Annotated in this window: 8 protein-coding genes and 1 pseudogene; 2 read left to right on the top strand and 7 right to left on the bottom strand. The window is 62.3% G+C overall.

Going from position 1 to position 10,684, the window contains the following annotated elements; translation table 11 throughout:
* Window positions 1–81: 81 nt before the first annotated feature.
* The 5 genes and pseudogenes from HT737_RS27460 to HT737_RS27440 form a co-directional block, all read right to left on the bottom strand.
* Window positions 82–846 (bottom strand): ABC transporter permease, encoded by a 765-nt coding sequence (locus tag HT737_RS27460; protein WP_182404395.1) that lies wholly within the window; start codon window positions 844–846, stop codon window positions 82–84.
* On the bottom strand, window positions 846–2,045 hold the full coding sequence (locus HT737_RS27455; RefSeq protein WP_182404394.1) for an ABC transporter substrate-binding protein: 1,200 nt from the start codon (window positions 2,043–2,045) through the stop codon (window positions 846–848). Before HT737_RS27455 ends, HT737_RS27460 begins: the two co-directional genes overlap by 1 nt.
* Window positions 2,011–2,854 (bottom strand): annotated as a pseudogene (locus HT737_RS27450) (ABC transporter ATP-binding protein). Before HT737_RS27450 ends, HT737_RS27455 begins: the two are co-directional and overlap by 35 nt.
* Window positions 2,851–3,921 carry an acyl-CoA dehydrogenase family protein gene (locus HT737_RS27445; protein WP_182404393.1) on the bottom strand — a complete coding sequence of 357 codons (1,071 nt, stop codon included), beginning with the start codon at window positions 3,919–3,921 and terminating at the stop codon, window positions 2,851–2,853. The pseudogene HT737_RS27450 and the gene HT737_RS27445 overlap by 4 nt, the downstream one beginning before the upstream one ends.
* Window positions 3,922–3,985: 64 nt before the next feature.
* Window positions 3,986–4,531, bottom strand: a complete 546-nt coding sequence (locus HT737_RS27440) for a carboxymuconolactone decarboxylase family protein (RefSeq protein ID WP_182404392.1) — start codon at window positions 4,529–4,531, stop codon at window positions 3,986–3,988.
* Between the two features lie 103 nt (window positions 4,532–4,634).
* On the opposite strand from HT737_RS27440, the gene HT737_RS27435 reads away from it, so the two are divergent.
* Entirely contained in the window at window positions 4,635–5,546 is a 912-nt protein-coding gene (locus HT737_RS27435; protein ID WP_182404391.1) for an AraC family transcriptional regulator, read from the top strand.
* Window positions 5,547–5,966: 420 nt separating this feature from the next.
* A complete protein-coding gene (locus HT737_RS27430) occupies window positions 5,967–6,428 on the top strand; it encodes a DUF3574 domain-containing protein (RefSeq protein ID WP_182404390.1) in 462 nt (153 codons plus the stop codon).
* On the opposite strand, the gene HT737_RS27425 is transcribed toward HT737_RS27430, so the two are convergent.
* Together HT737_RS27425 and HT737_RS27420 are read right to left on the bottom strand one after the other, a co-directional pair.
* Complete coding sequence (locus tag HT737_RS27425; RefSeq protein WP_182404389.1) at window positions 6,425–7,792, bottom strand: APC family permease; 1,368 nt, start codon at window positions 7,790–7,792, stop codon at window positions 6,425–6,427. The two genes, HT737_RS27430 and HT737_RS27425, sit on opposite strands and share 4 nt — an antisense overlap.
* Window positions 7,793–7,833: 41 nt before the next feature.
* Window positions 7,834–10,221, bottom strand: coding sequence for a TonB-dependent siderophore receptor (locus tag HT737_RS27420; protein WP_182404388.1), 2,388 nt, complete (start codon window positions 10,219–10,221; stop codon window positions 7,834–7,836).
* Window positions 10,222–10,684 lie beyond the last annotated feature (463 nt).

Genomic DNA, 10,684 nt, shown 5'->3' with positions numbered 1-10,684 from the left:
CATCGCTGGCAAGCCAGCTCCCACAGGGCTTTGTGGTGATTGCAGGATTGCGGGCAGGGGCGAGCCAGCTGGTGAAGAGGCTCAGGCCGGCGCCCAGCGTCGGTGTAGCCAGCGCGCGAACGCATCCAGCGCAAAACCCAGTACGCCGATCAGCAGCACCATCGCCATCAGTTCCGAATACGCCAGACGATCACGCGTATCGAGGATGAAGTAGCCCAACCCGGCGCTGACCCCGAGCATCTCGCAGGGCACCAGCACGATCCACAGAATGCCGATCGACAGCCGGACCCCGGTCAGCACATGGCCGAGCACGCCGGGCAGGATCACCTTGCGCAGGGTCTCCCAACGGGTGGCGCTGAGGCTGCGGCTGAGTTGCAGCCAGCGCGGGTCGAGCTGGCGTACGCCGGCCACGGTGTTGAGCAGGATCGGCCACACGGCGGCGAAGGTCAGCAGGAAGTAGATCGGCTGATCACCGACACCCATCAGCATCACCACCACCGGCATCCACGACAGCGGCGAAATCATCCGCAGAAACTGAAACGCCGGCGTGGTCGCCGCTTCCAGATGCCGGTAACTGCCAATCATCAAGCCCAGCGGCACACCGATCAGCAGCGCCAGCAACAGCCCGACCAGAATCCGCTTCAGGCTGACCAGCACATGCTCGTACAGCTCCGGGCGCAGCAGCAGTTCGCCGAGGCTGGCCAGGGTTGCCTCGGGTGAAAAACGCAGTGCCAGGCTGTCGCTGCCGCCGAACACGTGTACGCCCAGCCACCACAGCAGCAACAGGCACAACAGCCCCGCGACGCCCAGCAAACCGTGCACGGTCGAAGAAGATCGCTGACGCATCAGAGGCCGAACTCCTCGCTGCGATCAAAGCTTTCCGGTAATCCGAATGCCTTCATCCCGCCGACTGTAGCAATGGCATTACGCACGAAGCGATCGTCTACCAGATCCCGGGCGGTTTGCTGCGGATCGAGGTTGGCAAGGAACCCCTTGTCGCCCTCGATCAACGTGTCCTTCAGACGTTTGACCAGTTCTTCGGTGTAGCTGGGGAACGGGTACGGCTGAAAATCGATGCGCTGCTCGTCCCAATGGCTGTGCTGAATCGCGCCGCTGGCCAGATATTGCTCGCGGTCGCTGGTGGCCGGCGACAGCACCCGGTCGAGCACGGGTTGCGCGTGCGGCGTGTAGCGATTTTCGCCGTCCCTGGACAGCAGTTTTGCGGCCTCGGCGCGGTTGTCGCGGGTCCAGACCTGCGCCTTGACGATCGCGTTGACCACTTTCTGCGACCACTCGGGACGGCGATTCAGATCCTGCTCATGCATGAACACCACGCAGCAGGCGTGATTGCGCCAGACGTCGCCGGTAAAGCGCTGCACGCGGCCAACCTTGAGTTCCTCGGCCAGCGCGTTGAACGGCTCGGCGACGATGTAGCCAGCGATGCGTTTGCTCGCCAGGGCCGGCGGCATATCGGACGGCGGCAGCACCAGCAGATTGACTTCGTTCGGCGCCAACGCGGCGCTCGCCGATTTGCTCACCGGCACCAGCCCATGATCGCGGAACAGCTGCTGCACCACCACGTTATGAATCGAATACCAGAACGGAATCGCCACCGATTGCCCACCCAATTGCTTGACCTCGGTGATGCCCGGCGCCACGGTCAGGCCCGAGCCGCCGACGTGGTTCCACGCCACGACCTTGGCCGGCACCTTGCTGCCGTAACGCGCCCACACGGTCATCGGCGACAGCAGATGAATCACGTTGACCTGCCCGGAAATGAACGCCTCGATCACCTGCGCCCAACTGCGCAGCAGCACCGGGCGCTCGGCCTGAATGCCTTCGGCCTCGAACAGCCCGTTGTTGTGCGCCACCAGCAACGGCGTGGCGTCGGTGATCGGCAGATAACCGATGCGCACCGGCGCGTTCGGCTCGGCAGCGGCACGGGCATTCAGGCTGTTGAGCAGCGGCAACGCGCCGCCAGCGGTCAGCAACGCGCTGAGTTTGAGGAAGTCACGACGTGTGTGAGTAAAGTCGTCCAGGCACATGGTCAATCTCCGACGTAGCGGGCACAGGTTGAGTAAGGGGATTGCGGCTCGCCCGCCGAAGGGTTTTGAGGATGTCGATGCGCAGCGCGCCCAGTTCCTCGACCAGCTCGGCACGCGGCTGAGGCAGGTCGATGCGCCACTCGCCGAGGATGTGCGCCGGGCTGTTACCCAGTAGCAGAATCCGCTCGGAGAGCAGCAGGGCTTCGTCAATATCGTGGGTAATCAATACGGCTGCGGTGTGGTGCTCGGCAATCAGTTGCAGGAGCAACTGCTGCATGTCGGCGCGGGTGATTTCATCCAGCGCGCCGAACGGTTCATCGAGCAACAGCACCTGCGGCTGCCCGCGCCAGACACCGCGCCAGCGCGGTGCGTTGGGCCATGCCGCCGGACAACTGCGCCGGGTGCTGCAACCGCGCGTGTTCGAGGCCGACCGCAGCGATGGCGTGGTCGATCCGCGCCTTGCGCTGCTCGGCCGTGAGATGCGGCTGGCGGGCGAAGTCGAGACCGAAGGCGACGTTCTTTTCCAAAGTCAGCCACGGCAACAGGCTCGGGTCCTGAAACGCCACCGCCACCCTTGGATGTGCGCCGGTCAGCGGCTCGCCAAGCAGGCTCACCCGCCCCTGTTGCGGTGCCTGCAACCCCGCCAGGACACGCAGCAGACTCGATTTGCCGACACCGCTGGCGCCGAGAATCGTCACCACTTCGCCGGGCTGCAATTGCAGGTCGAAATGTTCCAGCACGGTGTGCCAGCCCTGCTCTCGCGGGTAGCCGAGGCTGATGCCGTACGCCTCCAGCACCGGCGCGGTCATGCCGTCGCTTCCCGTTTCTGCCGCTGCAATTCAGCGCGCAATTGCACCAGGCTCGGGGTGACAATCGGCACGAACGCCGACTCGCGCCAGCGCCGGGCGAAACCACTGCCGTGCTCGGTCAGATAGGCCTTGCCGCCGCTGGATTGCAATTCCAGTTGCACGGCGTTGGCGGCGGATTCGGCCAGCGCGATGCGGATCTGGAACAACGCGCCCGGCTGGGACAGGAAACGTCCGTCGTGCAGGCCCTGCTTGAGCGCGTCGACGGTCTGCGCCAGTTGCTCGCGTTGTTCCTGCAACGGCTCCAGCAGAATCGAACGGCCGTCCTGCAAATGTCCTTCGACCTCGGCCAGCGCCCGTCGCGCCAGACCAATCGCCATGCCGCACTGCAAGCCGAGGAACGCCGGGCGCACCGCTGGCAGAAACTTGCGCGCATCTTCATGCAGCTGCCATTCGCGTCCGACCGCCACTTGCGCGAAATCGATCGCTGCGGTGTTGCTCGATTGCAGCCCCATCAGTTGCAGATCGGCTGAACGTGTTACGCCGGCCGCGCCATCCGGGATGGCTAGCACGAAGGGTGAACCGCCCGCCTCATGCTCGATCGCCGCCGCCACCACAAAACCGCTTTTGCGCAGGTTGGTCACCCAATGCAGGCGCCCGTTCAAGGCCCAGCCGTCAGCGGCACTGGCGGCGCGCACTTGCAGTGCCTCGATGCCTGACAGGTACTTCATCGCGTTGGACAAACCGGTGGCGCCGGCCAGTTCTGCGCTGAGCAGTGAAGGCAGCAGCTTTTCCCTTAGTGCAGCGTTGGGACTGTGCAGCAAGTATTCGATAAAGGCCCTTTGGCCCCAGAATACGAACGCCGCTGCCAATGAATGGCTGGCGACGGCGGCCAGGGTTTCCACGGCATCGCTGACGTGACCACCGCTGCCGCCCAGCGCCGGGCTGACGCCGACCCGTAGCACCCCGGCCTGCGCCAGTTGTGTCAGCACCTGTTGCGGATCGCCGTCGCCCGCATCCAGGGCCTGGGCGTTGTGTTCCAGCCATTGCATCAATGCCGGATTGAGCATGTCGTTTCTCTCCTTGTACGCAGCCGCATCAACCATAGACGATGCGGCCCGAAGCGCTGGCGGATTACGCGCGATACGCCGCCAGCTCAGGGTTGAGCGGCGTGTCGGCGAACACGTTTGCGAAGTTGCACAGGGTCGCCAGGCTGATGCCGAGGATCACTTCCAGCGCATTGCCTTCGGTGTAGCCGGCGGCCTTGAATTGGTTGAAGGTCTGATCGCTGACCTTGCCCCGGGTGGCAATCACTTCGCGGGCAAATGCGGCCAGGGTTTCCAGTTTTGCCACGGGCACAGTGGCTTTTTCACGCAGCGCACTGACCACTTCCGGCGGCAGTTTGGCCTTATTCAGCGCCACGGCGGTATGACCTGCGACACAGAAATCGCAACCATGGTTGGTCGCGGCAATCAGTTGCACCACTTCGCGCTCGGCGAGGCTGAGTTCGGACTTGCCATTGAGCGCCGATACCGTAACGTAGGTTTCCAGTGCGGCCGGGGCATTGGCCAGCACGGCCAGCAGGTTCGGAATGATTCCGGAGTTTTTCTGCGCATTTTCCAGAAACGGTCTGGCGGCTTCGGGAGCGCTTTGCACGGTGTGAAGAGTGACGCGCGACATGGAGTGGACTCCTGCTGTTGAGTGTCCGGTCAGTCTGTTGGTTATAAAAATTTCGATCCATATTCTAAAGTAGCGATTACTTGCTCCTGAGTGTTTCCATTAGATGATTTCGTCCAGCCCTTTGGTTGATTGGTTATTAGAAAGCCTTGAACTCGACGCCAGTCTGTTCCACGTCGGGCGCTATTGCGGGGGCTGGCACGCGAGTACGCACGGGCTGGCGCGCGCCAGTTTTCACTTGATCGTGCAGGGGCGTTGCTGGCTGCACATTGATGGGCAGCCACGGTCGATACCGTTGAACGCCGGGGATGCGGTGTTTCTGCTGCGGGATCTGAATTACCGCCTCTCCAGCGCCGAAGAGACAGCCCTCGCCCAGACGCTGCCGCGCAGGGCCATGACCGCGCTCGACAGCCAGGCGCAGGACGGTGTCGGGCTGGTTTGCGGGTTCTTCCATTTCAAGTCGGGATTGTCATCGCTGATCATCGAGGGGTTGCCAGACTGGATCATCCTGCGCGCGGGCGATCCGTCTTCCAGCGCGGCGCGAGCCTTGTTCGAGTTGATCCTGCAAGAGTGCGAACGCCTGCCGGCACCCTCCTCGGCGCTGCTCGAACGCTTGAGTCATCTGCTGTTTTTGTATGTGCTGCGCCAGCAGATGGCCGACAACCAGAGCCTCGGCGGCCTTGTGGCATTGGCGCGCAATCCGCAGTTCGCGCCGTTGCTGGACCAGTTGATCGCACAACCGCAATTGCCGTGGTCGCTGGAGAGCATGGCGGCGAGTACCGGCCTGTCGCGCTCGGCATTTTTCAAACGTTTCAACGAACTGGCCGGACAATCGCCGGGGCAGGTATTGCTGGCGTTGCGCATTCGGCATGCCTGCCAGTTACTGCGGACTAACCACACGGTGGAACAGGTGTGTGCGGCGGTGGGCTATCAGTCGATCGCCGCGTTTACCCGGGCATTTGCCAAGTCGGTGGGCGTGCAACCGGGGGCTTATCGCAAGCAGCATGAGGGGCGCTGAGCTTGCTCGCGAAAGCGTCAGATCAGCCAACCTCATCGCTGAATGTCACACCGCTTTCGCGGGCAAGCCCGCTCCCACAGGGGATTGTGTCGATCAACGGCTTTGTGCACGCCACAAAAACCTGTGAAAGCTGGCGTGCCAGCGACGGCGTTGGTACATCCAACGTCTTTATCGACTGAACCGGCGCCTTCGCGGGCAAGCCCGCTCCCACAGGGGATTGTGTCGATCAGCGGCTTTGTGCACGCCACAAAACCTGTGGGAGCTGGCTTGCCAGCGATGGCGTTGGCACGTCCGGTACCCACGACTCGATGATTTTTTATTCCATTAATCAACCGGAAAATCATTTTTTAATCTTTTATCGCTATTAACCTCAGCCTCTATCATTGCGCGTCTGCACTTGACTCATAAAAGGAATGTTCCATGCAAAGACGCCTGTTACTGGCTGCACTGTTTGTCGCTGTCGCCGGGTGCGCCAGTCCTCCTGCTGTTTCGGTGCATACCAAAGATCCCGCCAGCTCCACCCTGCAAGGTGACGCCACGCGTCCGGCGCAGGCGCAATGGATCCGCACCGAGCTGTACTTCTCGGTGGGCACCGTGGATGGCAAGGACGGCGCGGTCAGCCCGGCGCGCTGGCGCGAGTTTCTCGACAAGGAAGTGACGTCGCGGTTTCCCGACGGTTTCACCGTGTTCGATGCGTACGGACAGTGGCGCGATCATGGGGCGAAGGAGCCGGAGCGGCTGAGCACCAAGGTCATCGTGATCCTGCACGAGAACAATCCACAGAACGCTGGCAATATCGAGGCGATTCGGCTGGCGTACAAACGCATTACCGGAGACTTGTCGGTACTGCGTCTGTCGCAACCGGCCGAAGTCTCGTTTTAATCGCTGATCGGCCCCAGAGCTTGCCGAGGCGTCGACGCCAGGCGGCTCAACCCCGCCAACAGCAGCGCGCCCACCAGCAACACGCCAACTCCCCAAGAAAAGCGCCCCACTCCCACCACTGTCACGCTCGAAAAGAGCATGTACAGGCACAGCCCGAAAAACAGCAGCGGCAACAGCGGATACAACGGCACCCTCACCGGCCTCGGCACGTCGGGAAAGCGTCGGCGCAGGATGATCAACGCCAGGCTGCTGAAGCTCAGAAACAGCCAATACACCGGGGTCAGGTACTCGACCATGGTGTTGAAGCCGCTCTGGGTGAAGCTGCCGAACAGCACCAGCAACAACGCCACTGAGCCCTCCGCCAGCAACGCTTTGCGCGGCACGCCGTCGCGTTCGTGCCACTCGCCGAAACGACGCAACTGCGGCACATCGCGGGCAGCGGCATAGGTGGTGCGGGCGCCGACCAGCAGGGTCGAGTTGATGCTGGCGATGGCCGCGATACCCACCATCAGCAGAATCAGCAGCACGCCAGGCGCGCCAAATGCACGGTTCAACAGCTCCACCGCCGGTGCATTGCTCGCCGCCAGTCCAGCGAATCCCAGGCCTCGCACAAACGCCCAGTTCAGTGCCAGATAGATCGCCATCAACACCGTCAGCGCACCGAGCATGGCGATGAATATTCCACGTCGACCGTCGCGCACTTCCGCCGACAAGGTCGCCGCATCGCTCCAGCCGCCGAACGCCAGAAACACGAAAATCATCGCTGCGGAAAACCCGGCCATACCGGTGTTTTCCGGCGTGACCGAGACGCTTGCTGGCGCGGCTTCGATCCCCTGCCACGCCAGCCACACACCGGCGCTGGCGATGCTCAGAAAGCCCAGCGCCAACAAGCCCACCAGCAAGGTCTGAGTGATGAAACCGATGTGCTTGCCCGTGAGATTGAGCAGCACCAGCGCAGCGATCACCCCGCCGGCAAACAGCCCCGAACCGTATCGCCCCAACGGCACCACGGCGTTGACGTAATCGGCAAACATGAACGCCGACAAGGCGATCCAGCCCGTGTGCATCACCGAGAAGCGTGACCAGGCAAACAGGAACCCCATGCGCTCGCCATAGGCGGTGCGCAGAAAGTGATAGTCGCCACCGGGATGTGGGAATGCCGTGGCCATTTCGGCAAAGCACAACGCCCCGGCCATCGACGCCAGGCCGCCGAGCACCCACACCCAGTAGAAATATTCCGGCCCGACGTTCAGCGCCACGGTCGGCGCGGTCTTGAGAATGTCGGTGGTGATCACCATGCCCAGCGTGATCAGCAGCGCCTGCAGCACCGGCAGATGGCGCTTGGGGCCGTTGGAGTGATTCATGCAGAGTTCCGCAAAAAGTCCGCCATCCGTGGCGGTTCGACTTAGAAGCCGTAAGTGGCGCTGGCGTAGTAATACGCGCCATTGGTGCCAATCGGCGACAGCACGTCATACGGCAGGTTGCCGCCGTAGTTGATCGCCGAGCCGGAGCGTTCCGGGTAGTTGTCGGTGAGGTTGTTGCCGCCCAGGGCCACGCTGAATTTCGGGGTGAATTTGTAGGTCACCTCGGCGTCCAGTTGCCACACCGCGCCGTAGGTCTGCTCCGGTTGCGAGTCGCCAAAGTCGAAGACGCGGGTGGTCTCGCCCTGCCGGGTCAGACGCCCGAGCAAGCCCCAGTGTTCGCTGGCCCAATTGGCGGAAAACACGAAACGATCCTTGGGCGCCGCGTCAGTCAGGGTGTTGGTTTCTTCAACGCCGACCAGCGCATCGTTGCCGATACCCAGCGCCGTCAGTTGCGCGGGCGTGCCTTTGGTGCTGGTGACTTTGGTGTGGTTGTAGGTGTACGCGGTGGTCAGGCCCAGTTGCCCTTCATACAGCGGCTGGTGGTAGTTGAGCACCAGTTCGGCACCGTGGGTGCTGGTGTCGGCGGCATTGGTGAAGAAGTTGACATCATGTACCCCGGCCACACCGAAGTTATCGTTGATGTATTGCTCCATGGCATCGCTGCCGATGCGCTGCGACAGGGTGATGCGATCCTTGACGTCGATGCGGAACACATCGAGCGAGGCATCGAAGCGCTCGTTGAACTGGAAGGTCAGGCCGAGGCTGAAGTTCTTCGAGGTTTCAGGATCGAGCTTCTCTGCCCCCAGCGCGCGGGCGATCGGGTCGTTGACCGAGAGCACGCGAATATCGGTGAGCGTGCCGCCTTCGCCGAAGTTGCTGGTGGTGTTCTGAAAGCCGCTCTGCGCCAGCGACGGCGCGCGGAAGTTGTTCGACACCGCACCGCGCAACGCCCACTGCTCGGTCAGTTTGTAGCGACCACTGAGCTTGCCGGTGAGTTTGCTGCCGGCATCATCGTAATGTTCCCAGCGGGTGGCGGCGTCGACGAAAAAGCGGTCAGTCAGATCGCCCGAAATTTCCGCGTAGGTGGCAAACACGTTGCGGTCCAGGTCCGATTCTTCGCTTGGGCGCAGACCGTTGGCGCCGTCAGCGCCGGAGCCGATGTACGAGGCCGCGTCACCGGCGTAGGTCAGGTAGTTTTCGTAGCGGTATTCACCGCCCAGCGCCAGCACGAACGAGCGTCCGCCGAGGCGCAGCTCGCGGCTGAAATCGAGGTTGGTGGTGGTCTGGCGCAGCTCGTAATCGCCGGTGTCGAATTTCGTCGGCGAGTCCTCGCCGAGGCTGACGTTAAGGGTGCGGCGGGTGGAGCCGTCGAAGCGGTTACGGCCATGGGTAACGCTGCTGTCGAAGTCCCAGTCTTCGCCGATCATGCCTTTGAAACCGGCGGTGGCAGAGACGTCCTTGTTGTCGCCCAGCGACTGCGGCAGGTAGCCGTTGGGATAAAACTGCGGCTGCTCGTAGGGGTAGCGATAGAATTCGGCGCCGGTGGTGTGGCGCTGGTTGTAAGTGCCGAAGCTGTAGGCTTTGCCGCCGGCCAGCGGCAGCTCGCTGTTGAACCACAGGTTGACGTCCCGCGCCAGGCCGTCGCCCATCACGTAATTGCGCTGGTCCGGGGTATCGGCAAAGCCATCGAAACCGGCGCGGTTGGTCGGGTTGCGATTTTTGTACTCGGTGCCGCCGCGAATGAACCCGCCCTCTTCGCCCAAGCGCGTGCCGATCTTGGCGGTGGTCACGCTGTTCTGGCCGTCGGTGGTGGTTCTGCCGATGGCGTCCTGATGAGTGTGAAACGCGCCATAGCTGGTGGACACTTCACCGCCCTCGGGGGCGTCGTCGAGGATGATGTTGATCACCCCGGCAATCGCGTCGGAACCGTACTGCGCCCCGGCGCCGTCGCGCAGCACTTCGATGCGTTTGATCGCGCTGATGGGGATCGAGTTGAAGTCCACCGGCGCCGTGCCGCGACCGATTTTCGACGAGTCGTTGACCACCGCCGAGGTGTGACGGCGCTTGCCGTTGACCAGCACCAGCACTTGGTCCGGACTCATGCCGCGCAGCTGTGCGGCGCGCACATGGTCAGCGCCACCGGAGTTGGACTGACGCGGCATGCTGAACGATGGCAGCAACGTCTGCAGCGCCTGGCCCAGTTCACCGTCGGCCGCGCCCGTGGACTTGAGATCGGCGGCGGTCAACACGTCCACCGGCACTGGAGAGTCGAGCACCGTACGTGCCGTGCCCCGAGTGCCGGTGACCAGCACGGTACCCAGCCGTGTGTCATCGTCAACGCGGGTAGAAGTGTCTTCGGCTTGCGCCGGAAGTTGCCAGATCGCACCGACCACCGCGATGGCCAGTAATGAACGGGAACGCTGATACATGTGACAGCTCCTTTATCGCAGCTAATACCCGGCCGTTGCCGACAATAAAGGGTCGGCAATCAATGCACGGCAATGTCTGCTGTAGTTTTGGAAATCAGGAAGGCTGATTAGTGACTGAAGCGCAGAATCCCCAAAGTCAGTTTCTCCGTTGAACACCGATGCTAGACGGGCTGAAGGCTTGCCGTAAAAGAACCAATAACACTTAGGTTAGATCCGGCTGAATAGTTGTATTTAGAGCAACACAAGTGTTGTTCCATCAACACTTAAACCAACTAAAGATCAACTAACTAAAATGTAGACAACTTCCCTGTGGGAGCTGGCTTGCCAGCGATGGCGTTGGCACATCCAACGTCTTTATCGACTGAACCGGCGCCTTCGCGGGCAAGCCCGCTCCCACAGTGGATTGTGTCGATCAGCGGATTGGTGCACGCCACAAAAACCTGTGGGGAGCTGGCTTGCCAGC

It is taken from the genome of Pseudomonas sp. MD195_PC81_125 (genome assembly GCF_014060985.1).
GTDB lineage: Bacteria > Pseudomonadota > Gammaproteobacteria > Pseudomonadales > Pseudomonadaceae > Aquipseudomonas > Aquipseudomonas parakoreensis.
Note: the sequence above shows the minus strand (reverse complement) of the source record. Positions and strands in the feature narration are given on the sequence as shown.